The sequence below is a fragment of the Actinoplanes sp. NPDC051405 genome (assembly GCF_055586185.1).
This window is the reverse complement of record NZ_JBVJIR010000026.1, coordinates 33,465-56,846: the sequence shown is the minus strand read 5'-3', so window position 1 is coordinate 56,846 and position 23,382 is coordinate 33,465. Positions and strand designations below refer to the sequence as shown.

General features: G+C 74.2%; 23 protein-coding genes and 1 pseudogene. 13 read left to right on the top strand and 11 right to left on the bottom strand.

The genetic code is table 11. From position 1 onward, the window contains the following. Positions 1 to 126 precede the first annotated feature (126 nt). Entirely contained in the window at positions 127 to 534 is a 408-nt protein-coding gene (locus ACZ6S4_RS40155) for a sigma-70 family RNA polymerase sigma factor (protein WP_465479928.1), read from the top strand. Positions 535 to 586: 52 nt separating this feature from the next. Here ACZ6S4_RS40155 and ACZ6S4_RS40150 read toward each other — a convergent pair whose 3' ends face one another. After that, entirely contained in the window at positions 587 to 1,006 is a 420-nt protein-coding gene (locus tag ACZ6S4_RS40150) for a hypothetical protein (protein WP_465479927.1), read from the bottom strand. A gap of 96 nt (positions 1,007 to 1,102) precedes the next feature. Next, positions 1,103 to 2,254, bottom strand: a complete 1,152-nt coding sequence (locus tag ACZ6S4_RS40145; RefSeq protein ID WP_465479926.1) for a CaiB/BaiF CoA transferase family protein — start codon at positions 2,252 to 2,254, stop codon at positions 1,103 to 1,105. 71 nt (positions 2,255 to 2,325) lie between these two features. On the opposite strand from ACZ6S4_RS40145, the gene ACZ6S4_RS40140 reads away from it, so the two are divergent. Beyond that, complete coding sequence (locus ACZ6S4_RS40140) at positions 2,326 to 2,997, top strand: acetoacetate decarboxylase family protein (RefSeq protein WP_465479925.1); 672 nt, start codon at positions 2,326 to 2,328, stop codon at positions 2,995 to 2,997. 5 nt (positions 2,998 to 3,002) lie between these two features. On the opposite strand, the gene ACZ6S4_RS40135 is transcribed toward ACZ6S4_RS40140, so the two are convergent. The 4 genes and pseudogenes from ACZ6S4_RS40135 to ACZ6S4_RS40120 all read right to left on the bottom strand — a co-directional run. After that, positions 3,003 to 4,463 carry a flavin-containing monooxygenase gene (locus ACZ6S4_RS40135; RefSeq protein ID WP_465479924.1) on the bottom strand — a complete coding sequence of 487 codons (1,461 nt, stop codon included), beginning with the start codon at positions 4,461 to 4,463 and terminating at the stop codon, positions 3,003 to 3,005. Continuing rightward, positions 4,464 to 4,739 carry a hypothetical protein gene (locus tag ACZ6S4_RS40130; RefSeq protein WP_465479923.1) on the bottom strand — a complete coding sequence of 92 codons (276 nt, stop codon included), beginning with the start codon at positions 4,737 to 4,739 and terminating at the stop codon, positions 4,464 to 4,466. Positions 4,740 to 4,781: 42 nt separating this feature from the next. Beyond that, positions 4,782 to 5,408, bottom strand: a complete 627-nt coding sequence (locus ACZ6S4_RS40125; RefSeq protein WP_465479922.1) for a TetR/AcrR family transcriptional regulator — start codon at positions 5,406 to 5,408, stop codon at positions 4,782 to 4,784. Between the two features lie 766 nt (positions 5,409 to 6,174). Beyond that, positions 6,175 to 6,402, bottom strand: a pseudogene (locus ACZ6S4_RS40120) (cholesterol oxidase); the annotation flags it as partial. 151 nt (positions 6,403 to 6,553) lie between these two features. On the opposite strand from ACZ6S4_RS40120, the gene ACZ6S4_RS40115 reads away from it, so the two are divergent. From ACZ6S4_RS40115 to ACZ6S4_RS40105, 3 genes are read left to right on the top strand one after another with little or no spacing between them, the layout of a single operon-like run. Then, positions 6,554 to 8,107 carry an acyl-CoA dehydrogenase family protein gene (locus tag ACZ6S4_RS40115; protein ID WP_465479921.1) on the top strand — a complete coding sequence of 518 codons (1,554 nt, stop codon included), beginning with the start codon at positions 6,554 to 6,556 and terminating at the stop codon, positions 8,105 to 8,107. Further along, on the top strand, positions 8,097 to 9,320 hold the full coding sequence (locus ACZ6S4_RS40110; protein WP_465479920.1) for an acetyl-CoA C-acetyltransferase: 1,224 nt from the start codon (positions 8,097 to 8,099) through the stop codon (positions 9,318 to 9,320). Before ACZ6S4_RS40115 ends, ACZ6S4_RS40110 begins: the two co-directional genes overlap by 11 nt. After that, a complete protein-coding gene (locus tag ACZ6S4_RS40105) occupies positions 9,317 to 11,428 on the top strand; it encodes a 3-hydroxyacyl-CoA dehydrogenase NAD-binding domain-containing protein (RefSeq protein WP_465479919.1) in 2,112 nt (703 codons plus the stop codon). The genes ACZ6S4_RS40110 and ACZ6S4_RS40105 overlap by 4 nt, the downstream gene beginning before the upstream one ends. On the opposite strand, the gene ACZ6S4_RS40100 is transcribed toward ACZ6S4_RS40105, so the two are convergent. From ACZ6S4_RS40100 to ACZ6S4_RS40090, 3 genes are read right to left on the bottom strand one after another with little or no spacing between them, the layout of a single operon-like run. Next, complete coding sequence (locus ACZ6S4_RS40100) at positions 11,397 to 11,939, bottom strand: class I SAM-dependent methyltransferase (protein WP_465479918.1); 543 nt, start codon at positions 11,937 to 11,939, stop codon at positions 11,397 to 11,399. The two genes, ACZ6S4_RS40105 and ACZ6S4_RS40100, sit on opposite strands and share 32 nt — an antisense overlap. Continuing rightward, positions 11,939 to 12,559, bottom strand: coding sequence for a pentapeptide repeat-containing protein (locus ACZ6S4_RS40095; RefSeq protein WP_465479917.1), 621 nt, complete (start codon positions 12,557 to 12,559; stop codon positions 11,939 to 11,941). Before ACZ6S4_RS40095 ends, ACZ6S4_RS40100 begins: the two co-directional genes overlap by 1 nt. Before the next feature lie 36 nt (positions 12,560 to 12,595). Then, positions 12,596 to 14,326: a serine/threonine-protein kinase gene (locus ACZ6S4_RS40090; RefSeq protein WP_465479916.1), complete on the bottom strand. Its 1,731-nt coding sequence runs from the start codon at positions 14,324 to 14,326 to the stop codon at positions 12,596 to 12,598. Positions 14,327 to 14,544: 218 nt separating this feature from the next. On the opposite strand from ACZ6S4_RS40090, the gene ACZ6S4_RS40085 reads away from it, so the two are divergent. From ACZ6S4_RS40085 to ACZ6S4_RS40050, 8 genes are all read left to right on the top strand, one after another. Continuing rightward, complete coding sequence (locus ACZ6S4_RS40085) at positions 14,545 to 15,504, top strand: methyltransferase (protein ID WP_465479915.1); 960 nt, start codon at positions 14,545 to 14,547, stop codon at positions 15,502 to 15,504. A 39-nt stretch (positions 15,505 to 15,543) separates the two neighbouring features. After that, positions 15,544 to 16,635 carry a carboxylate-amine ligase gene (locus ACZ6S4_RS40080; protein WP_465479914.1) on the top strand — a complete coding sequence of 364 codons (1,092 nt, stop codon included), beginning with the start codon at positions 15,544 to 15,546 and terminating at the stop codon, positions 16,633 to 16,635. Between the two features lie 62 nt (positions 16,636 to 16,697). Beyond that, positions 16,698 to 16,865: a hypothetical protein gene (locus ACZ6S4_RS40075; protein ID WP_465479913.1), complete on the top strand. Its 168-nt coding sequence runs from the start codon at positions 16,698 to 16,700 to the stop codon at positions 16,863 to 16,865. Continuing rightward, complete coding sequence (locus tag ACZ6S4_RS40070) at positions 16,865 to 17,395, top strand: hypothetical protein (protein WP_465479912.1); 531 nt, start codon at positions 16,865 to 16,867, stop codon at positions 17,393 to 17,395. Before ACZ6S4_RS40075 ends, ACZ6S4_RS40070 begins: the two co-directional genes overlap by 1 nt. Positions 17,396 to 17,432: 37 nt before the next feature. After that, a complete protein-coding gene (locus ACZ6S4_RS40065) occupies positions 17,433 to 17,561 on the top strand; it encodes a hypothetical protein (RefSeq protein WP_465479911.1) in 129 nt (42 codons plus the stop codon). After that, positions 17,543 to 18,385, top strand: a complete 843-nt coding sequence (gene hflX, locus ACZ6S4_RS40060; RefSeq protein WP_465479910.1) for a GTPase HflX — start codon at positions 17,543 to 17,545, stop codon at positions 18,383 to 18,385. Before ACZ6S4_RS40065 ends, hflX begins: the two co-directional genes overlap by 19 nt. A gap of 108 nt (positions 18,386 to 18,493) precedes the next feature. Further along, entirely contained in the window at positions 18,494 to 19,885 is a 1,392-nt protein-coding gene (locus ACZ6S4_RS40055; protein ID WP_465479909.1) for a hypothetical protein, read from the top strand. 81 nt (positions 19,886 to 19,966) lie between these two features. Further along, entirely contained in the window at positions 19,967 to 20,185 is a 219-nt protein-coding gene (locus ACZ6S4_RS40050; RefSeq protein ID WP_465479908.1) for a hypothetical protein, read from the top strand. A gap of 1 nt (position 20,186) precedes the next feature. Here the strand turns inward: ACZ6S4_RS40050 and selB are convergent, their stop codons facing one another. Then, the gene (selB, locus tag ACZ6S4_RS40045) at positions 20,187 to 21,938 is read right to left on the bottom strand and encodes a selenocysteine-specific translation elongation factor (protein ID WP_465479907.1); all 1,752 of its coding nucleotides are present in this window, start codon (positions 21,936 to 21,938) and stop codon (positions 20,187 to 20,189) included. Further along, entirely contained in the window at positions 21,938 to 23,242 is a 1,305-nt protein-coding gene (gene selA / locus ACZ6S4_RS40040) for an L-seryl-tRNA(Sec) selenium transferase (RefSeq protein WP_465479906.1), read from the bottom strand. Before selA ends, selB begins: the two co-directional genes overlap by 1 nt. Positions 23,243 to 23,382 lie beyond the last annotated feature (140 nt).

The window sequence follows — 23,382 nt, the reverse complement described above, 5'->3', positions numbered from 1 at the left end:
TCGATGAGCGTCGTCGGGCACGGGTCCAGACCAGGAACGAGAGTTACGGCAGGGACGAGGTCCACCGAGGCCGGTGAAGGGGGAAACACTGTGAACAGTACGCCTGCGCCGCCAGGAGGAGTCCCCATGATCGCCCCGGTGGTGTTCCTGACCGAGTACCGCGACCGGCCGTCCCGGCTGTTGACGCTGCTCCGGCGGGTCAGTGCCGGCGACCAGATCGCCTTCGGCCGGCTCTACCTGGCCCTCGAACCGGACGTCACGATCGTGGTCAGAGAGCAGGTGGGGGACCATCGGGAGGCCGGCGAGATCGCGGCGGCCACCTTCCTGGAGGCGTGGCAGTCCGCGGACCTGCACACCGCGCCGGGCACCGACGTGGCCGGCTGGATCACCGGCATCGCGGCGCGCCGGGCCGGGGAACAGCACGACCCGCGGACCCGGTCGCACCCGTCGCGCCACGACTACTCCCCCGGCGTGGAGCTGGCGGCGCTGCTGGAGCACGCGCCCGCGCGGCGCAGCCCGTTCCGCCGCGGCTGAGAGGCCGGCCCGGGAAGGCCGGCCCGGGAAGGCGACCCGGGAAGCCGACCGGCTACGCGGCGAGGGTCCGTTCCGCGACGATGGCCGCGATGCACTCGTAGGCGTCGGGGTGGCCCGATCGGCCCGGGTCCACGCAGGCCAGCGAGGCCGCGCGCTGCTCGTCGAAGGCCGGCATCGGCACGCCGGCCGGGTCGCCGGACGCCGCGAAGGGGAACGGCCGGCTGCCGGCGGGCGCGGAATCGTCCCGCGGCCTGCCGTGGGATCGCGCGGAGGCGCCCGGGCCGCGTCCGGCACCGCCCGGCAGCAGCGTCGCCGCTTCCTCGTTGATGCCGCCGTCGCCGGTCACCAGGGACAGCTGGGTCTCCTCGCTGTCCGGCTGCAACGGCCAGCACCGGCTGCGGACGATCAGTCTGCCCGCGCTGCGCTCACGGTGGGGCAGTTCCGTGCCGTCGTATGTATCGATGGTCTTCATCACGGCCTCCCTGTGGGACAGCGGCCGAGGTCTGGAGCCGCCTTCCACGGTACGCCGGATCCGGCCGGGCGAACCCGCCAAGATGTGCCGAAATCGTCAGGGTGCCGCCCGGACCGCGCCGCCGTCGAGCCAGCCGTGGGCGTCTCCGAGGTCCCAGTCGGCGAGGATCTCGCGGGTGTGTGCGCCGGGCAGCGCCGGGGTGCCGACCGGGCCGGGCGGTGTCGCGGAGAAGCGGGGCGCCGCCGCGGGCTGGACCACGCCGCCGGGGTGTTCGAAGGTGCCGCGGCTCGCCAGGTGCGGATGCGCGGCCGCCTCGGTCAGTGACAGCACCGGTGCCACGCACGCCTCGGTGCCCTCGAAGATCCGCGCCCATTCCTGCTGGGTGCGGGTGGCGAAGGCGGCGGCGATCCGGTTGCGCAGCTCCGGCCAGCGGGCGCGGTCGTACTGCGCCGGCAGGTCGTCACCGGGGGCCAGCAGGCGGATGAACTCGGCGTAGAACTGCGGTTCCAGCGCGCCGACGGCCAGGTGGCGACCGTCCGCGGCCGGGTAGACGTCGTAGAAGGGCGCTCCGGTGTCGATCAGGTTCACGCCGCGCTCGTCGCGCCACTGGCCGGCCGCGCTGAGGCCGTACAGCAGGGTCGTGAGATGGGCCGCGCCGTCGGAGATCGCCGCATCCACCACCTGGCCGTGGCCGGTGCGCGCGGCCTCGCGCAGCGCGGCCAGCAGGCCGACGACCAGATAGAGCGAGCCTCCGGCGAAGTCGCCCAGCAGGTTGACCGGCACCTGCGGCGGGCCGCCGGCCCGGCCGATCGCGTGCAGCGCGCCGGTGACCGCCAGGTAGGTGATGTCGTGCCCGGCGGTCGCGGCGAGCGGCCCGTCCTGGCCCCAGCCGGTCATCCGCGCGTAGACCAGCCGCGGGTTGCGGGCCAGGGCCGCGTCCGGCCCGACCCCGAGCCGTTCGGCGACGCCGGGCCGGTAGCCCTCGACGACCGCGTCGGCGCGCTCGGCCAGGGCGAGCACCAGCTCCCGGCCGCGGTCCTGCTTGAGGTCCGCCGCGATCGAGCGTTTGCCCCGGGTCAGCAGGTCGAAGCGCGGGTCCACGGACAGCGGCGAGCCGGGCCCGACGCGGTCCACCCGCACGACGTCGGCGCCGAGATCGGCCAGCAGCATCGCGGCGAACGGGCCCGGCCCGATGCCGGCCAGCTCGACCACCTTGAGACCGTGCAGCGGTCCCCGATCATCCGGCATGCGTACCTCCCACCACTGGACACCCCTACGATGAACCTCGTCGATCCCCCTCGACCGGGAGGCAGGCGATCATGTATCCACCGCAGCCATGGGATCTGCGCGGTCAGCTTCATCTTTCGGTCTTCGCGGTGCCGCGGTCGGCGCTCACGCCACTTCCGGCACCGCTCGCGGCTGTCGTGCGGCCGATCCCGTTCGGCCGCCGCGCGCTCGTCGGCGCGGCCTGGGTGCGGTACGAGCCCGGCGGGGTGCTGCACTACCGGGAGCTGCTGTCGGCCGTGCTGGTCCAGGAACGGTGGCGGCCCCGGGTCAGCATCACCGAGATCTGGGTGGACAGTGTCGAGTCCCGCGACGGCGGCCGGGCGCTGTGGGGCATCCCCAAGGACCTGGCCGATCTCGAGCTGCGCGAATCGCCGGGCGGCGACCTGGTCGCCGCGGCCGGGACCGGGCCGGAGCCGGGCGACCCGCGGGCCCCGATCGGCTCGGCCTCCGTGCGGCACGGCCTGCGGCTGCCCGCCCGCTGGCCGACGCCGCTGTCGGTGGTCCAGGCTCTGGGCGACAAGGTCCTGCGCACTCCGGTACGGGGTAGCGCCGGGTTGCGCCTCGGCACTGCCACCTGGCGGATGGAGGCGGGCGGGCCCCTGGGCCACCTCGCCGGACGGCGGCCGCTGCTGACCCTGACGCTCACCGACTTCCGGCTGCGCTTCGGCACCGCGGCTCCGGCCCCGGCCGCCACCTGGCCCTGACCGCATCAGGACTGCCCGGCCCAGCTGGCTGCGCGGAAGTCGCCGAGCCGCAGGCGGGCCGTGCGGCGCCGGTACTCCCCCGCCATGCCGGGCCAGTTGGTGACGACCCGGCCGCTGGGCGTGCGGTACCAGCTGCCGCACGCGGTCCAGACGCTGCCGGCCAGGCGGGACTGGAGCTCGGCGTCGTAGGCGGCGGCCACGTCCGGGCGTACGTCCAGGGGCTGCGCACCGGCGGCGAGGGCCCGTACGGCCTGCACGATGTAGCGGGCCTGGGCCTCGTGGAAGTACACCACCGAGGTGTTGCCGGTGTTCGTGTTCGGCCCGTAGACCAGGAACATGTTGGGGAAGTCCGGTACGGCCATCCCCAGGTACGCGTGCGCGCCGTCCCGCCACACCTCGTCGAGCCGCGCCCCACCGCGGCCGGTGACCCGCATGGGGGTGAGGAACTCGGTGGCCGCGAAGCCGGTGCCGTACACCAGCACGTCGCAGGGGTGCTCGGCCCCGTCGGTGGTACGGATCCCGGCCGGGGTCACTGATTCGATCGGCGTGGTCACCAGGTCGACGTCCGGGCGGGCCAGGGTGGGCAGCCAGGCGCTGGTGAACAGCACGCGCTTGCAGCCCATCGGCTCGTCCGGCGTGACCTGCGCGCGCAACCGCGGATCACGGACCTGCCACCAGCGCTGGGCTCGCGACGCGGTCCGCAGAAACGCTCCGGCGGCCCGGTTGCCGAGCACGGCCGCACCGGTGGACACCGCAATCGCCCAGGTGCCGGCGCGCGGCGGTCGCATCAGCGCGGGCACCCGCCGGTACAGGGCCCGGCGCAGCGCGCTGTAGCGGCGGTCCGGCTTGGGCAGCGTCCACGGTGCACTGCGCTGAAAGACAATGACCCGGGCGGCCGTACCGGTGATCGCGGGAACGAGCTGGATGGCGCTGGCGCCGGTCCCGACGACCGCTACTCGCCGGCCGGCGATCCGCAGCGCGGGATCCCAGCGGGCGGTGTGCAACGCCGGGCCGCGGAACTGCCCGGCGCCGGGCAGCAAGGGAATGACGGGCCGGGACAACTGCCCGACCGCCGGTACGAGCACATCGGCGACGACCTCGGTGCCGTCCGCGATCGCCAGCCGCCAGCAGGACTGCTCCTCGTCCCACCCGGCGCCGGTGACCTCGGCGCCCAGCCGCAGATGCGGGGTCAGTCCCAGGTCGGTGACGCAGCGGTGCAGGTAGGCCAGGATCTCCGAGTGCGGCGGGAAACGCCGCGACCAGTCCGGATTCGGGGCGAAGGAGAACGAGTAGAGCGGGGCCGGGACATCACAGGCGCAGCCCGGGTACGCGTTGTCCCGCCACACCCCGCCCAGCCGATCGGCCTTCTCCAGCAGCACGAAGTCGTGGAAACCGGCCCGGCGCAACGCCGCGGCGACGGCCACCCCACCGAAGCCGGCGCCGATGATCGCGATCCGGGGCGGCACTCACTGCTCCGCGTACAGGGCGTCGATGCGGTCGGCGTAGGCCCGCAGGACCGGGCGGCGCCGTACCTTCATGGTCGGGGTGACCAGGTCGCCACCCGGCGGCCAGGCCCCGGTCAGGATCTCGAAGGCCCGGACCTGCTCGGCCCGCGACAACGCCGCGTTGACCGTCCGCGGGGCGACGGCGTCCGGCATGCGTCGCACGGTGGCCTGAAAGGCGGCACACATGGTGGTGGGAACGGGCGTGGAGGTGGCGGTGCCACCCGGGGTGGCCGTCATGGTGCCGAACGGTAGCAAGCTGTTGACAGGTTGCCAATAGGCTCAGCGGCCGGGCGTGACGACGGTCGGAATGACCTGCTCCACGATGGCCAGCAACGTCGTCGCGAGCAGCAGATGCACCTGCGCACGGGTCAAGGCGTCCCGGTTGAGCCACTCCTTGGCGGTGGCGGTGGCCATGCCGACATACGCCCGGATCATGCCGCGCAGCTCCTCCCGGTGCCCGGCGACCTCGGCCAGACCAACCGCGATCAGCACGTACTCAGCGGCGGTGTCCTCGGCCTCGGCCAGCACCCGCTCCACATCGACGTCCCGGCCGGTCCCGGCCGCGGTCGCGGCGGCGAGCCAGGAGGTGCTGTGCCGCGAAACGACGTCGAGGAACCAGGACACGCTGGCGTCGACCCGGGTGCGAAGATCGCCGGCGGGCAGGCTCTGCACCGCGACCTCGGGAATGGTCAGCATGACCCGGATGACCTCGAGATACAGATCCTTCTTGGTGCCGAAATAATGGTTGATCAGCCCCCGCGCGACCCCGGCGGCGCGGGCGATGTCGGTGGTGGAAACCTCGGCGTAGGGACGCTCACCGAAAAGCCGGACCGCGCAGGCGAGAATCTGCCCGCGGCGGACGTCCGGCTCCAGGCGTCTTCGGGTCTGCGCTGCGTCGACACTCACCGGGCGACCTTATCCGCCGGGTGCACGCGTTGCCGCAGGCACAGCGCCGGCGACGCTTGCGCCATGGGCTACGACGACCGGCTGCGGTGGCGCGATGCCAGTAGGCGGCCCGAGGGCTGGTCCGGCGCAAGATGCGGTCCGCTGCCGGCGCGCCCGGCCAGAACTGCAGCAGGTACGCGTCCGGTGCTTCCTCGCTGCGGCCGGCTTCGTCGATGCCGCGGACGCTGTACCGGACGCGGTAGTCGACCGGCGGCAGGCGGAGCCGGTGCACCTTCTTACGGGTGGGACGGAACGATACTTCGACCCCAGCTCAGCGGTAGCGGAGCGGGCGGACCCGCCTCGACATCAGCCGCATGATCATGGCACTGCGGCCACGGCGCTGAGCGCGGCCCGGCTGGTCAGCGCCGGGTCGTCGCGCTGGGGGCGCTGCCCAGCGCCAACGGTGGAACGATCGCCACGACCCGCCACCGCGAAGCCCGGTGCCGCCACGCCCGGCCACGCGCCGCCACGCCCGACCACGCCCGGCCACGCGGCGCCACGCCCGACCACGCCCGGCCACGCGGCGCCACGCCCGACCACGCCCGGCCACGCGGCGCCACGCCCGGCCACGCACGCCACGCGGTGCCACGCCCGGCCACGCACGCCACGCGGCGCCACGCCCGGCCACGCACGCCACGCGGCGCCACGCCCGGCCACGCACGCCACGCGGCGCCACGCCCGGCCACGCGGCGCCACGCCCGGCGGCACCTCCTGCTCGCAACGGCACTCAGACCAAGCGCAGCGCCGCCGGAGCGGAAGCCGGAACAGCCGGATGTCGCGGCGCGACCGGAGCCACCCGCGCATAAGGCGCACCCGGCGCCGGTCGCGGATCCGGCTCTCCCGCATTGGGCCACAACGCCACCGCCCGTTCAGCCAGCGCGGTGATGGTCAGCGAAGGATTGACCCCCGGATTCGCCGCGACCACCGAGCCGTCGATCACGTGCAGGCCCGGGTGTCTTCGCCTGGTCGTAGTACGGCGCCCGCGAAGAGCTGCCCGCCGCCCGGCACGTCCTGTTGCCGGGCTGCGGACACCTGCCGTTCGCCGACGACCCGGCCCGCTGCGCCGAGCTGTTGACAGTCCGCCAATAACTGGCCAAGGTGGAGCCATGGGAGCCTCACCGTGGCGCGAGCCGGAGCACGCCGAGCTCGCCGAACTGGTCCGGGCCTTCTTCGCCAAGGACGTCCTGCCGCACGCCGACCGGGTGCTCGCCCAGGGTCATCCCGACCGCGAGCACTACCGCAAGGCCGGTGAGCTGGGCCTGCTCGGCCTCTCCGTGCCGGAGGAGTACGGCGGCGGAGGCGGCAACTTCACTCACGAGGCGGTGCTGCTCGACGAACAGATGCGCTCGGGCGACAGCAGTCTCGGGCTGGCCGTCCACAGCGGCATCGTCACCGGCTACCTGGTCGCCTACGGCACCGAGGAGCAGAAGCAGCGCTGGCTGCCCGGCCTCTGCGCCGGCACCCTGATCGGCGCGATCGCCATGACCGAACCGGACGGCGGCTCGGACCTGCAAGCCATGCGCACCCGAGCCATCCGCGACGGCGACGACTACGTGATCACCGGCGCGAAGACGTTCATCAGCAACGGCGGCCTGGCCGACATCGTCATCCTGGCCGCCAAGACCGACCCGACGCAGCGCGCCTCCGGCGTCTCCCTCCTGATCTGCGAAGTCAGCGACACGGCTGACGCCGGCAGGACCAGCGAGGCGAGCGCGGGCGGCGCGGCCGGCAAGACCAGCCAGGCCGGGGCGATCAGCAAGATCGGCGCGAGCAGCGACGCCAGCACGGCCAGCGACGCCAGCACCGCCAGTGACCTTCGAGAAGCTGGCGACGCCAGCGAGGGCGGCGAGGGCGGCGACCTTCGGGACGCTGGCGACGCCGACGAGCGCGACGACCTTCGCGACGCCGGCGACGCCGACGACGCCGACGAGCGCGACGACCTTCGCGACGCCGGCGAGGGCGGCGACGCCGGCGAGGGCGGCCGCGTCCGCGTCCGCGAAGGCAGCCCAACCGCCAAAGGCAGCGCGACCGACGGCAGCGAAAGCCGGACCGACACCAGCACCCGCGCAGGCGACGAGGCACGCCGAGAGCCGGCCGGCTTTCGGCGGGGCCGGCTGCTTTCCAAGATCGGCCTCAAGGGCAACGACACCGCCGAGCTCTTCTTCGACGACTTCCGCGTCCCGGCCGCCCATCTGCTCGGCGGCACCGAAGGCCTCGGTTTCGCCCAACTCATGGGCCAGCTCCCCCAGGAGCGCCTGGTCATCGGCATCGGCGCGGTCGCCGCCATGGAACGCGCGATCGACCTCACCGTCGCCTACGTCAAGGAGCGCACCGCTTTCGGCAAGCCGCTCATCGGGCATCAGAACACCCGTATGGTCCTCGCCGAGTGCGCCACCCGTACCCGGGTCAGCCGGGTTTTCCTCGACGACTGCATCGCCCAGCATGTCCGCGGTGAGCTTGATGTCGCCACCGCTGCCATGGCCAAGTACTGGCTCACCGAGGGGCAGTGTGAGGTTGTGGACCGGTGCCTGCAGCTGTTCGGTGGCTACGGCTACACGACCGAATATCCGATCGCCCAGATGTACGCCGATGCCCGCGCCCAGAAGATCTACGGCGGTACCAACGAGATCATGAAGGAGCTGATCGCTCGTGCGCTCTGACGGTCAGGCGTACGTCTTCGACGCGGTGCGGACGCCACGGGGGCGGGGACGGGCCACCGGTTCGCTGCACGGCGTCAAGCCGATCTCGTTGACGGTCGGGCTCATCGACGCGTTGCGGGCACGGCTGCCCGGCCTCGACACCGACCGGCTCGACGACCTCGTCATGGGCATCGTCACGCCGGTCGGTGAGCAGGGCGGTGACCTGCCCCGGGCGGCGGCGCTGCTGGCGGGCCTGCCCGACCACGTCGGCGGGGTCCAGCTCAACCGCTTCTGCGCCTCGGGGCTGGAGGCGGTCAACATCGCCGCGGCGAAGGTGCGGTCGGGGTGGGACCAGCTGCTCCTGGCCGGTGGCGTCGAGTCGATGTCGCGGGTGCCGATGGGCTCCGACGGCGGCGCCTGGGCGATGGACCCGGAGACCGCGCTGGCCACCTCGTTCGTGCCGCAGGGCATCAGCGCCGACCTCATCGCCACCCTGGAGGGCTTCAGCCGGGACGACGTGGACGCGTACGCGCTGCGGTCGCAGGAGCGGGCGGCCAAGGCGTGGGCCGGTGGGCACTTCGCCCGTTCGGTCGTGCCGGTGCGGGACCGTACCGGTGGGGTGGTCCTCGCCGTGGACGAGCATCTGCGGCCCGACACGACCCGGGAAGGTCTCGCCGAGCTCAGCCCGTCCTTCGCCGGTATCGGCGCGGCGGGCGGCTTCGACGCGGTGGCGTTGCAGAAGTTCCACTGGCTGGAGGAGATCGAGCATGTGCACCACGCCGGGAACTCCTCCGGGATCGTGGACGGTGCGGCGCTGGTGCTGATCGGCTCCGACGCGGTCGGGCGGGAGCTCGGGCTGACGCCGCGCGGGCGGATCGTCGCCGCGGCGGTCAGCGGGGCCGATCCGACGCTGATGCTCACCGGGCCGATCCCGGCCACCCGCAAGGCGCTGGCGACCGCCGGGCTCGGCGTCGAGGACATCGATCTCTTCGAGATCAACGAGGCCTTCGCGGCGGTGGTGCTCAAGTACACCCGCGATCTGGGGCTCGATCCCGAGCGGGTGAACGTGAACGGCGGCGCGATCGCACTGGGGCATCCGCTCGGGGCCACCGGCGCCATGCTGCTCGGCACCGTGCTGGACGAGCTGGAACGCCGGGACCGGCACCGCGCCCTGGTCACCCTGTGCATCGGCGGCGGCATGGGCGTCGCCACGATCATCGAGAGGTGCTCATGACCGGCACCGTCCGCTACGACCGTGATCCCGGCGGCATCGTCACGCTGACGCTGGACGACCCGGGCCAGTCGGCCAACACCATGAACCGGGCCTACGCCGCCTCGATGACCGCGGCCGTGGACCGGCTCGAGGCCGAGCGGGACGAGATCACCGGCGTCATCGTCACCAGCGCCAAGCGGACGTTCTTCGCCGGCGGTGACCTGCCCGAGATGATCAAGGCGACCCCGGCGGACGCGCCGGCGCTGACCGCGCTGCTCACCACGATCAAGGCGGACCTGCGCCGGCTGGAGACACTCGGCCGCCCGGTGGTCGCGGCGATCAACGGCTCCGCGCTGGGCGGCGGGCTGGAGATCGCGCTGGCCTGCCACCGCCGGATCGCGCTGGACGCGCCCGGCTCCCGGATCGGCTTCCCGGAGGTGACCCTCGGCCTGCTGCCGGGCGCGGGCGGCGTGACCCGGACCGTACGGATGCTGGGCCTGGCCGACGCCCTGACGAAAATCCTGCTGACCGGGCGGCAGTTGCGACCCGCCGCCGCGCGCGCCGCCGGCCTCGTGGACGAGGTCGTGGACACCGCCGAGGAGATGCTGGCCGGGGCGCGGGCCTGGATCGCCGCGCACCCCGATGCGGCGCAGCCCTGGGACCGGCCCGGGTACCGGATCCCCGGTGGTGGCCGTGAGCCGGCCGCACAGCTTCCGGCGTACCCGGCGAATCTCCGCAAGCAGCTGAAGGGCCGCCGGCCGGCACCCGAGGCGATCCTGGCCGCCGCGGTCGAGGGCACCCAGGTCGACCTGGACACCGCGCTGACGGTGGAGACCCGCTACCTGGTCTCGTTGCTGACCGGGCAGATCGCCAAGAACATGATCGGGGCGTTCTTCTTCGACCTGAAGGCGGTCAACGACGGCGCGAGCCGGCCCGCGGTCGAGGTCGCCCCGGTGACCCGGGTGGCGGTGCTGGGTGCGGGCATGATGGGCGCCGGGATCGCGTACGCGTGCGCCCGCGCCGGCCTGCCCGTCGTCCTCAAGGACGTCACCGAGGACGCCGCCCAGCGGGGTCGCGCGCACGCCGAGAAGCTGCTGGCCCGCGAGGTCGCCAAGGGCCGGCTGGACGCGGACCGGGCCGCCGCCGTGCTGGCCCGGATCACCGCCACGGGCGACGTGGCCGCGCTGGCCGGTTGTGACGCCGTCATCGAGGCCGTCTTCGAGGACCCCGCTCTCAAGCACGCGGTCTTCGCCGAGGTCGAGCCGGTGCTGGCGCCGGACGCGCTGCTCGCCTCGAACACCTCCACGCTGCCGATCACCGGCCTGGCCGAAGGGGTGAGCCGCCCGGCGGACTTCATCGGCATGCACTTCTTCTCGCCGGTGGACCGGATGCCGTTGCTGGAGATCGTGGTCGGCCGGCAGACCGGCGACGCGGCCCTGGCCCGGGCCTTCGACCTGGGCCGGCGCATCGGCAAGACCCCGATCGTGGTCAACGACGGCCGGGGCTTCTTCACCAGCCGGGTCATCGGGCGCTTCCTGGACGAGGCGATCAGCATGCTGGCCGAGGGCGTTCCCGCGCCGTCGATCGAGCAGGCGGCGCTGCAGGCGGGCTATCCGACCGGGCCGCTGGCGCTGGCCGACGAGGTGTCGCTGACCCTGATCCGGCGCATCCGGCGCCAGTTCGAGGCGGCCGCGGACGGCACCTTGCCGGTGCTGCCGGCGCACGCCGTCGTCGACCGGATGCTGGACGAGCACGACCGTCCCGGACGGGCCGCCGGCCGCGGCTTCTACGACTACGACAACGGCAGCCGGGGGAAGCTGTGGCGCGGCATCGCCCGCCTGGGCACCGCCGAGGGCCGGGCCGTCCCGCTGATCGACCTGCAGGAACGGATGATGTTCGCCGAGGCGCTGGACGCGTTGCGCTGCCGGGACGAGGGCGTGCTGCGCTCGGCGGTGGACGGTGACATCGGCTCGCTGCTCGGCATCGGCTTCCCGGCCTGGACCGGTGGGGTGCTGCGCTACGTCCAGCAGTACGCGGGCGGGCCGGCGGCTTTCGCCGCGCGCGCCAGGGAACTGGCGAAGACCTACGGCGATCGTTTCACCCCTCCCCCGGCGCTGACCGACCGCTGACCCCGGCCGGCCAGGTGGCGCGGACACAGATCAGCGACTCGGACCGGCTCGTCGTCGTGGTCCGGAACCCGTGGCTGTGCAGGACGCCGGCAACCGTCCGGTCGGCCGGGCGGCCCGGCGGCGCCTCGTAGCAGAGCAGCAGGGTGGCCTCGCTGTGCATGAGGCCCTTGAGGACCTCGAGCTCGGCCTCCGGCTCGCGGGCCCAGAACAGGTTGACGTTGACCGCGAAGACCTTGTCGAAGCGCTGCCCGAGCCCGCCGGCCGCCGCGAGCTCCAGGCAGGCGAACCGGGCCCGGCCGGCGGCCACGTGCTCGGCGTTGCGGGCCGAGGCGCGCTCGATCGCCGTCCGGGACCGGTCGATCGCGGTGATGCTGCCGCCGCCGAGCCGCTGACACACCAGCGCGACGGCCACGCCCGGACCGCAGCCGACCTCCAGGATCTGGTCGTCGGGGCGCACGTCCAGCAGCTCGACCGCCCACTCCAGCCGCTGCGGCAGCATTCGGGGCGGCATCAGGCCGGACGGACGTCGAGGCCCAGCGCCATCGCGACGACCATCGCCTGGTCCGCCGTGATGATCGCGTGGCGGATCTCGGTCGTCGCCGGATCCAGCGCGGACAGGTCGGTGCCGCGCAGGTCGGCGCGGGTGAAGTCGGCATTGCGCAGCGAGGCGCCGGACAGGTCGACGCCGCGGAAGGTCGCGCCCTGGCACCGGGCCCCGGTCAGGTCGGCCTCGCGCATCCGGACGCCGGTGAAGGTCGCCGTGCCCAGCGCCGCGCCGGGCAGCCCGACGAAGGACCAGTCGCCGTCCTCGACCGTCATGATGTCGTACGTGCAGCGGTCGAACATGCTGCCCACCAGCTTGCAGCGGGTGAACGTGGCGTCGAAGAACGAGCAGTTGGTGAAGGTGCAGTTGACGAACGCGACGTCGGTCTGGACCGAGCAGTTGAACCGCACGTCGCGGAAGGCGCACTCCTGGAACTCGACAGCCTGCAGCGTCGTCTCGCACAGGTCGAGGTCGACGAAGGCGACGCGCTCGTGTCTCTTCTCGTCGCCGGCCCCCTCGTCCCACTCCTCAGTGCGCACGACGCTGTGCGTCTCAGGTGCCGCGGTGCCGTTCCTACGCTCAGCCATGCCGGAGACCTTAGGACGCACCCCCGACAATTTGCGTCACCAGGTGAACTCGCGGCCCTCCGCGCTGCCGCCGGGAAACAGCGACCGGCCGGTGTACTCCCAGGACTCCACCACGACGTAACGGCGGCCGCGCGGCGCCTTCAGGTCGACCGGCCCGCAGGTGTGTTCCGGGGCGAAATCCGTGAACATCATCGCCTTGCAGGTGTACGGCCCCGCGGCAACCTCGCCCGTGGTCGCGTCCCGCACCGACAGGGAGATGTCGGCCTGGACACCCGGTCCCGCCGACATGTGACCGACCACCCGGATCGCCCCGCCGACCGCGTGGCACGGCTGGGCCAGCACCGGGTGGCCGATGTCCCAGTCCAGTTCGTCGCCGCACTGCCACGGCCCGAAGGTGGCCTCGGCCCGCGCCCCGCCGGGTCCCGCGGACGCCCCGACCGCCGCCGGGCCCGCGGACACACCGACCGGGGCAGCGGCCCGCCGGCCCCCCGATGCCGGAGATGAACCTCCTGCCGTACCGGTCGGCTGCGCACCACCGCCGCCCGGCACGCTGCCGCCGTACGCCGGGTTCTGTGAGGGCTGGACGCCCGGTGGCGCCGGCGGGGCCGCGAAGCTCGGCCCGGCACCCAGGCCCCTCTCCGACGCCGCGCCGGCGCTGCTGCGGGCCGCGGCGGTGTCGCTGTTCTTCCAGACGGTGTAGCCACCGACGCCCGACGCTGCCAGGGCCCCGGCGACCAGGGCGACGATCGCCGCCGAGCGGCCCCAGACCCAGCTGCGGGGCCGGTTCGGCGGGCGGCGGCGGGGGGTGGCGTCCCGGCGCGGTGGGGTCGCGCGTACGGCCGGACTCGGCAGCGGCGGCTCGGGGGCTTCCAGGGGCGCGGGCAGGGCGGGCTCGCGGGCGCTGATCCGGGCCAGGTCCCGCAGGATCGGGGCCAGTTCGTCACCGGCCGGGCGGCGGTCCGGGTCCTTGTCGAGGCAGGACTCGATCACCGCCCAGGCCGGGTCGGACACGCCGGGCGGGCGCGCCACCACGTCGTCCAGGTGGTGGCGGAGCACGGCGAGCGGCTCACCCGTGTACGGCGTGTGCCCGGTGAGCAGCTCGTAGAGGACCACGCCGACCGCGTACACGTCGGCGGCCGGGCCCGCGTCGGCGCCGCTGATCACCTCGGGGGCCATGTAGTGCGGCGTACCGATGATCGCGTGCGGGGTGGTGAGGCCGGCCGCGTCGACGACGCGGGCGATGCCGAAGTCGGTGAGCCGCGCGTCGGCGCGGCCGTCCACCGTCTGGAGCAGGATGTTGTCCGGCTTGACGTCGCGGTGCACGACCCCGAGGGTGTGCGCCTCGGCCAGCGCCGCCGCCACCTGGGCGAGCAGGCGGGCCGCCTCGGCGGGGGCCAGGGTGCCGGCGGAGCGGAGCCGCTCGCGCAGGCTGCCGCCGGCGACGAAGTCCATCACCAGGCCCAGCGACTCACCCGCGCTGAACAGGTCGCGCACGCCGACGATGTGCTCGTGGCGCACCATCATCAGGATCGTGCGCTCCTGCACGAAGCGGGTGACCAGCTTCGGCTGGCGCAGCAGGCCCTCGTGCAGCAGCTTGACCGCGACCTGTTCGCCGGAGGTGCGCTCGATGCCGCGCCAGACCGTGCCGGTCGCGCCCTGGCCGACGGGGCAGATCAGGATGTACGAGTTGCCGACGCACCGGCCACTGAGGTCGACGGTGGCGGGCTCGTCCAGGCCCGCTCCGTTCGCGGTGGAGTCTGGCTGCACGTGTCGTGGTGTCCTTCCCCGGGGCTGCTTCGCTGGCGACGACGATCGTGGTGGTCGATGCCCGGGGCGGCAATGGCACAGTGCCCGAACTGTCGTAGAGAGTCAGGTCATCGCACCTGCCGTCACCATTGCCCCGGATACTCGTTGGGCGGGAGCAACATTTCCGTACGAATGACTGCGCCGTTCCGGGGCAATCGGCCGCCATGACCATGACCGACATGAAGGCTGCCGTGGCGACCAGGGACGTCGCCGCCGAGAACGCACTACGGCAGCTCGGGACCCTCCTCAAGGACAGCGGCTACACCTTCACCACCGTCACGCCGGCCACCCATCAGCGGGTCAACGACCGCCCGGGGAACGCCCGGGCCCGGACCGCGCGGGACGTGTTCGGGTGGAGCCGCCCGTTCGGCCCCGGCGTGCTGCCGGCGGAGCTGGTCGAGCTGATGGACGCGGCCGGTGTGCTGGAACGCGACGGCGACACCTGGCGGAGCCTGGTCCGCTTCTCCTCGTACGACGGCGAGCTGTTCGTGCACTCGGCCTTCCCGACCGCCGCGGCCGACTCGGTCTTCCTCGGCCCGGACACCTACCGGATGGCCGACGCCGCGGCGGCCCACGTCGAGACCCGCGAGCGGCCGGTCCGCCGTGCGGTGGACATCGGCTGCGGCACCGGGGCCGGGGCGATCACCGTCGCCAAGCGCGCGCCGGAGGCCGAGGTGCTGGCGGTCGACATCAACGACGCGGCGTTGCGCTTTGCCCGGGTCAACACCGGACTGGCCGGGGCCCCGGGGGTACGGCCGTGCCGCAGTGACCTGCTCAACGACGTCGACGGCGACTTCGACCTGATCATCTCGAACCCGCCGTTCATGATCGATCCGGCCGGCCGGGCCTACCGCGACGGTGGCGGCGAGCACGGGCACGACCTGTCCCTGGCCATCATCGACGCGGCCGCCGAGCGGCTGGCGCCCGGCGGTTCCCTGGTGCTGTTCAGCGGGACCGGCATCGTGGACGGGCAGGACCCGTTCCGGGCGGCCGCCGCCGAGCGTCTGACCGGCACCGGCCTCGAGTGGTTCTATCGTGAGGTGGATCCGGACGTCTACGGCGAGGAGCTGGACGGGCCGGCGTACGCGCACGCGGAGCGCATCGCCGTCGTCGTCCTCACCGCTGTGCGCCCAGGCTGATCCACGAGAAGTGCCGACCCTCGGAACGGTGGTTCCTTGATGCCCATGACCCTGGGTGTGGAAGAAGAGTTCCTGCTGCTGGACCCGGTCACCGGGGAGAACTCCCCGGCGGCCGAGAAGGTGCTGGCCGGGCTCGGCGACGACGCCCGCGCGCAGAGCCGGCTGGAGGTGCGGCACAGCATGGTGGAGATGGTCACCGGCGTCTGCACCGAGCTGGCCGAGGTGCGCGAGCAGCTCGGCGGGCTGCGCCGGGCCGCCGCCGAATCGGCCGTCGCCACGGGCGCCGCGCTGGCCGCGATCGGGGCCACGCCGATCGCCGACCCGCAGCGCACGGTGACCGACAACCCGCGGTTCCAGGCAATCGGCCGGCACTACGGCCCGATCGCCCACGATCCCGCGGTGTGCGGCTGCCACGTGCACGTCGGGGTGCCGGACCGGGAGCTGGCCATCCAGGTCTGCAACCACCTGCGGGTGTGGCTGCCGGTGGTCCAGGCCCTGACGGTGAACTCACCGCTGTTCGAGGGCGCCGACACCGGGCATGCGAGCTGGCGCTCGATCCAGCTGGAACGGTGGCCCAGCCTGGGACCGTCGCCGCTGCTGGCGTCGGGTGAGGAGTACGACCGTACGGTCCGGACCATGGTCGCCTCGGGCGTGATGCTCGACGAGAGCATGGTGCTCTGGTACGCCCGCCCGTCCGCGGCCTGGCCCACGGTGGAGGTACGCGTCGGCGACATCTGCCTGACCGTCGACGACACGGTCCTGGTCGCCGGCCTGGTCCGGGCCCTGGTCGCCACCGCCGTCGAGCAGATCACGGCGGGGGTGCCGGCGCCCGACGTCGCGGACTACCTCCTCCGCGCCGCGCATTGGAACGCCGCCCACGCCGGCGTGGAGGGCACCCTGCTGGATCCGGTCCGCGGCACCGCCCGGCCGGCCTGGGAGCTGGTCGAGGACCTCGTCGGCGCGGTCACCCCGGCCCTGGAGAGCCACGGCGACCTGGCCGAGGTCCGCGCCGGGCTGCAGCGGTTGCGCCGCGAGGGCACCGGCGCCGAGCGGCAGCGCCGCATCCTGCACCGCACCGGCGACGTCCGGGCGGTCCTGACCGAGGTGTCCCGGCTGACAGTGGACGGCTGACGGCCCGTTTGCCCTTCGATGACGGGGGTAGCCGAGGCGCTCCAGCACTTCGAGGAGGAACCATGACCGATCAGCAGGAGCAGCACATCGAACGGGGCGCGGCCGAGGACAACGCCGGCGCCCCGCTCACCGAGACCGACGTGGAGCTCAGCGAACGCGCACCGAGCGAACCGGCCGACCGCGACGTCCCCGACGACAGCGACAGCGCCGGGCAGCCGGACGTGGCCTGATGGGAGCCGTGACCCGGTCGGTGTGGCAGGGCCTGGTCGCGGGCGCGGCGGGGGTCGCGGTGATGACGCTGACCGAGAAGGCCGAGCAGCGCCTCACCCACCGCCCGAACTCGTACGCGCCGGCGTTCGTGCTGCAACGGCTGGCCGGGCGGCGCGACGTCGAGCCGCGCCGCTCGGACGCTCTGAACTGGACCATGCACACCGGCCAGGCGATGCTCGTCGGCGTCCTGCGTGGCGCCATGGCCAACGCCGGGCTGCGCGGGCCGTGGGCCTCGGCCATGTTCACGGTGGTCCGGCTGACCAGCGACCAACTGCTGGAGAACGCGACCGGCGTCGGCGCGCCACCGTGGACGTGGCCCCGCCGCGAACTCGCCGTGGACCTGCTGCACAAGACCGTGTACGGGTACGCGACCGGCGCCGTCGCCGACCTGCTCGCCGCCCGCAGCGGACCGGGCCCGGGTCAGCGGCACGCGGCCGTGGCACCGGGCCGGCACTCGCACGTGGGGCCGGTACCGGCCGGGCCGCGCTGACCCGGAACCGACTGATACGACGGCAAGGAGCGGCCGGATGGCAGGGCCGTGGTTGCTGGGTACGCAGGACAGCGACGGGGCGGACGCCCGAGCGCTACTGATCGCTGTCCACCAGGACGACGAGGAGGAGGCGCCGGGGTACGGGTCGTGGACCGGACGGCACTGATCCTGGACATCTTCGCCGGGCACGCGCGCAGCCGGGAAGGCCGGCTGCAGGTGGAACTGGCCCAGATCGCGTACCAGTTGCCCCGCCTGCGCGGCGGTGGCCGGGAGATGTCCCGGGTCGGCGGTGGCCGCACCGCCGGTGGCGCCGGCATCGGCGTCCGCGGTCCCGGTGAGATGCGGCTGGAGCTGCAGCGACGTCGGCTGCGGCAGCGGGCCGCACGGTTGCGCGAGAGCGCCGGCGAGCTGGCTCTGCGCCGGGAGCGGACCCGGCGCCGGCGGGCCCGCAACCTGATCCCGGCGGTGGCGGTCACCGGCTACCCCAACGCCGGCAAGTCGGCGCTGGTGAACCGGCTCGCGGGCGCGGATCTGCAGACCCGCGACGAGCCGTTCGCCACCCTGGATCCCGCCGTACGCCGGGTCACGGTCGACGGCCGCACGTTCACCCTGACCGACACCGTCGGGTTCGTGCGGCACCTGCCGCACCAGCTCGTCGACGCCTTCCGCTCCACGCTGGAGGAGGTCAGCCACAGCGACCTGGCCCTGCACGTGGTGGACGCGTCGGCGCCGGACGCGCTCAACCAGATCACCACGGTGCACGGCGTGCTGCACGAGATCGGCGCGGGCGCGGTGCCGGAGCTGCTCGTGCTCAACAAGATCGACATTGCGCCGCCGGAGTGGGTGGACGCGTTGCAGCGGGCGTACCCGGAGGCTGTGGCCGTGTCCGCGCTGACCGGTGACCGGGTGGCCGCACTGCGGACGGCCGTCGCCGCCCGGCTGCGCGACCTCGGGCAACCGGGCCGCCTCGTCGGCCGCTACCGCGAATGATCCGGGGCGACCAGGGTATTCGGCCGCGTGCGCCGGGATCGATGCCGGACAGCGCCGGCGCCTCCATCGAGTCGCCGCCCCTCCGCCCCGATCTGAAGGAGCCTCGCCGTGACGGAATCCCCGGCGGCATCCGCTCTGGCCGCCGCTCGCGTCGTCTCCCCCGACGGTCCCGAGCGGCCGTTGCTGGAGGCGGTCTCGCGGGCCCTGCGGCAGCGCGGGTGCGAGGACCTGGACCGGGTGCCGGTGCTGGGCCGCCGCGGCGGGTTGCCGGCGGAGCTGCGCCGGCCCGCGCTGGCGTTCGAGGACTGCGCTGAGGCCGTACCGATGGAGCTGGTGGACCGGGTCGACGCCGGTGACGTGGCTTCGTGGATCACCGGGCACTACCCGGCGGGGCCGTACCCGGCTGTGGTCCTCGGGTCGGCGCACGGGGGCGCGGCGCATCTGGCCGCGGCCCTGGGCGCGCCCTGGTTGCCGGCCAGCTTCACCCTCACCGTGCCGTGGCCGGACGGTGATGTCGGCGACTGGACCGGGGCGATGGAGTGGGGTGCCAAGCTCGCCGACCTGATCCTGGCCGCCAATCCGGGGGTCACCGTGCGCCAGGTGCACGACCCGGTCGGGCGGGGTCCGCTGTGCGGCTCGACGGTGACCTTGCACGTGCGCTGGCAACGGCTGCCCACGGCGTACCGGGAGTTTCTGGGGTCGGATCTGGAGCCCGGGGGCACCGCACTCCTGTTGCGGGACACCCGGACCTGGCCGGTGCTGGAGCTGACCGACCGGCACAGTTTCCAGCTCGGCCGGCCGGCGGGCGGGATGCGGCACGAGGACCAGACGCTGGACAACCCGTCGTTCCGGCGGCTGATGGACAGTGTCGGCGGGGGCCGGTGGTCGACGCCGTATCTGGACACGCCGCCGCGCTACGCCGAGACCGCCGGTGAGCCGGAGTTCGACCGTGACCTGCGGCGGCTGTCGGCCGGCCTGGACCGGCCGGTGCACCGGGTGCTGTATCCCGGGCCGGAGGTGCTCAGCGCCTGCGTCGCCGATCTGTACCGGTCCTGGCTGCGGGCTGCGGGACGCGGCGGGGACGAATGCGTGGTGGAGACGGGACGGCTGATCGATCCGTGGCGGGTGCTGCGGTCGGGGCTGGTGCCGTACTGGTGCGAGTCGTCGGCCCGGACCGCCGTCGACGGCGCCGAATGGTGGCTGGCCGGCAGTGGCCCGTTCGCCGCGGTGACCATCCTGCCCGAGCCGCCGGGGACCGTCTGCGATGTCCACGCCGCTGCCGCGCAGTGGCGGGCCGTCGCCCACTTCGGGGAGCACCGCACGCACTTCAACCGCCAGGCGCTGGGCCGGTATCCGTTGCTGCCGTTGCCGACCAGCCACGCCTCGGGGGTGCTGCGGGCCCGGCACGAGCCCGCCGGGGTCCCGGGCCGGCTGCCGCTGGGCCTGGCCATGTCGGCCCTGCGCCACTCCGGATCGCGGCTCGGCCTGCTGGTCGTCTGACCGCGGTTGACCGGGCGACCTTTGTCCGACCCCGGGTTTGACGCGGTGACCGGCGGGAACGCCGGGGGCATGACCGATCACGTGACTGACCGCAGCGACACTGACGAGCCCGACGGAACGCCGGCCCACGCGGCCTCGATGCGCCCGCCCGGCGAGAACCTCCCCGGCGGGCCGGACGACGGCGTCGACTTCGGGGCGGACGACGACCCGGAGACGGACGCGAACGACGCCGAGGTGCGGCGCGCGGGCTACGACGTCGACGCGGTCTCGGGCGACACTGCGGCCGTCCGGCCGGAGTAGTTCAGCCGGACTCGACGACGCGGCGGTCGTCCGGCAGGTGCCGGGTGACGCCGGTGGTGTCGAACAGCTCCAGCAGCGGAACGGCGACCCGGCGGCTCGTGTCCAGAGCCCGCCGGGCCTCGCTGACGGTGAACGGGCCGGGCAGCCCGGCCAGCACCTGCGCCGCCCGCCGCGGCGCGTCGGCCCGCAGGATGACATTGTCGGCCAACTGCACGACCAGACCCGCGCGGACGGCCGCGCCGAGCTGCCGGGTGCCGAGCCCGAGCTCGCTCAACCGGTACGCGTCCGGCGCCACGAACGGCCGGTCGCCCAGCCCGTCGAAGGCCCGCTCCACCGCCGTGACCAGCTCGGCCGGCACGTCGGCGGCACCGGCGGAGACCCGTCCGCGCCGGGTGACCAGCGGCGGGCGCACGAGCGCCTCGACCAGGGCCCGGTCCGGCAGGCCGAGCCGGTGCCGCAGGGCCTCGACGGGGGCGCCGGGCTCCAGCGGATGCTCGGCGGCGTGCCGGGCCACCTCCCGCGCCAGCCGCTCGCCCAACGCGGCCCAGTGCTCCGGGTCGGCCAGCCAGTCGCCGGCGACCGGGTCCCCGGGGTCGCTGACGCCCATCCGGAGCAGGTCGGCACGGCGTACCAGAAGACGACGGTGCAGCTCACCGCCCAGATCGGGCTCCGACATGGTCGCCAGCTGGGCGGCCCGGGTCGCGGCCGCGCCGCGCCGGGACAGACCCGGGGGTACGACGTCGAGCACGGTCACTCCGCCCGCCACGTGGTGCCGGCCGGGATCGCGCAGCAGGGCCCGGTCCCCGATCCGCAGCGGCAGCGGCGTGTGCAGCCGCAGCCGGGCGGTGTCCGCACCCAACGGACGGACCTGGGCGGACACGGCGGCGGAACCGGTGTGCAGCGTGACGGTGGCGGGCAGGTCGGCCACGGGATCGCCGTGCACGCGTACGTCGATCAGGTCGGTGAGCCGGAACCGGCCGGGCGTGAGCAGCGCCTGACCCCGGCCGATCGTGTCCTTGTCGACGCCGCGCAAATTGATCGCCACCCGCGCGACCGCGCCGACCCGTTCGGCTGCGGCACCGAGGCTCTGCAGCCCGCGGACCCGCACCGGACGGGCGGCGCCGGTCAGCTCCAGCTCGTCGCCGACGCGCAGCTCCCCCGCGCCGAGTGTGCCGGTGACGACGGTGCCGGCACCCTTGACGGTGAACGAGCGATCGATCCACAGCCGTACGGCGGCGGCCGGGTCGGGCGCGGGCAGCCGGGCGACGAGCCGGTCCAGCGCGGCCCGTAACTCGTCGAGCCCGGCGCCGGTGACACCGCTGACCGCGACGGCTTCGACGGTGCCGAGCGAGGTCGCCGCGATCTCGGCGCGGGCGTGCTCGATCGCGGGCCCCGGATCGGCGAGATCGCTGCGGGTGACGACAAGCAGCCCGTGCCGTACGTCGAGGGCGCCGAGCGCGGCCAGGTGCTCGGCCGACTGGGCCCGCCAGCCCTCGTCCGCGGCGACGACCACGACGGCGGCGGGCACCGGGCCGACCCCGGCGAGCATGTTGCCGACGAACCGCTCATGGCCGGGCACGTCGACGAACGCGACGGTGGCGCCGGAGGGCAGCGAGGTCCAGGCGAACCCGAGGTCGATGGTCATGCCGCGGCGGCGTTCCTCGGCCCAGCGGTCGGGCTCCATCCCGGTGAGGGCGCGGACCAGGGTGGACTTGCCGTGGTCGACGTGCCCGGCGGTGGCGAGCACGTGCATCAGCGACCCCCGGACCCGAGCGCGGCCCGGATTGCGAGGATCAGGTCGCAATCGCGCTCCTCGGGGACGCAGCGCAGGTCCAGCAGGAGACGTCCCCGCTCGACCCGGCCGACCACCGGGGTGGCACCGAGCCGCAGCGCTGCGGCGTACCGGTCGGGCAGTGAGAGTGCCCACGACGGGAGCTCGAGCTCGGGCGCCCCGCCGCCGCCGACGACCGCGACCGACTCGACCAGCTCGACTCCCGCCAGCTGGTCCCGCACCCGCTCGGTGCGGGCCCGCAGGGCGCCGAGGTCGTAGCGCAGCGCCTGCCAGGTGGGGGTCGTCGGCCCGGTCAGCGTCGCCTGCAACGCGGCGAGCGTGAGCTTGTCCACCCGCAGTGCCCGGGCCAGCGGGTGCCGGCGCAGCTGCTCGATCAGCGCGGCGACGCCGAGCAACAGCCCGGCCTGCGGACCGCCGAGCAGCTTGTCCCCACTGGCGATCACCAGATCCGCGCCCGCGCGCAGGGTGGTGGCGGCATCGGGCTCGTCCGGCAGCAGCGGATCGGGGGCGAGCAGCCCGGATCCGATGTCCGCGACCACCGGCGCGCCGAGCCCGGTCAGCTCGCCGACGTCGACGGCCTTCGTGAACCCCCGGACGACGAAGTTGGACGGATGCACCTTGAGGATGAAGCCGGTCTGCGGGCCCACGGCGGCGGCGTAGTCGGCGAGCGCGGTGCGGTTGGTGGTGCCGACCTCCCGCAGCCGCGCGCCGGTCGACTCGAGCAGGTCGGGCAACCGGAACCCGTCGCCGATTTCGACGAGCTCGCCCCGGCTGACGACGATCTCCTTACCGGCGGCCAGCGCGGTGGCAGTGAGCACGAGCGCGGCGGCGCCGTTGTTGACCACGTGCACGTCCCCGGCGGCGGGAACGGCGGCGGCCAGCGCGGCCAGCGCGGTGCGACCGCGGCGGGCCCGGACCCCGGTGGCCAGGTCGAGCTCGACGTCGGTGTGCGCGCCGGCAGCGGCGACGGCGGCGAGCGCGGCCGCGGAGAGGGCGGCCCGGCCCAGGTTGGTGTGCAGGATGACGCCGGTAGCGTTGAGGACGGTGCGCAGGCCGCCGGCCGTGTCCGGAAGGGCCGCGAAGGCCGCGGCGGCCACGTCGGCGGGGTCGAGCTCACCGGCGCGGGCGCGCTGCTGGGCGGCGACGACGGCGGCCTTGACGGGCGCCCGGCCGAGCCGGGCGGCGGCCTCGACGAGCCGGGGGTCGGCCAGGACCGCATCGGTACGCGGGACGAGCCTGCGCCGGTCAACCGTGGCCTCAGCCACCCGAGCCTCCTCCGTCACCTGCCGCTGATCCACCGTACTGGGGGGGGGGGGGGGAGGGGGGGGGGGGGGGGGGGGGGGGGGGAGGGAGGGGGGGGGGGGGGGGGGGGGGGGGGGGGGGGGGGGGGGGGGGGGGGGGGGGT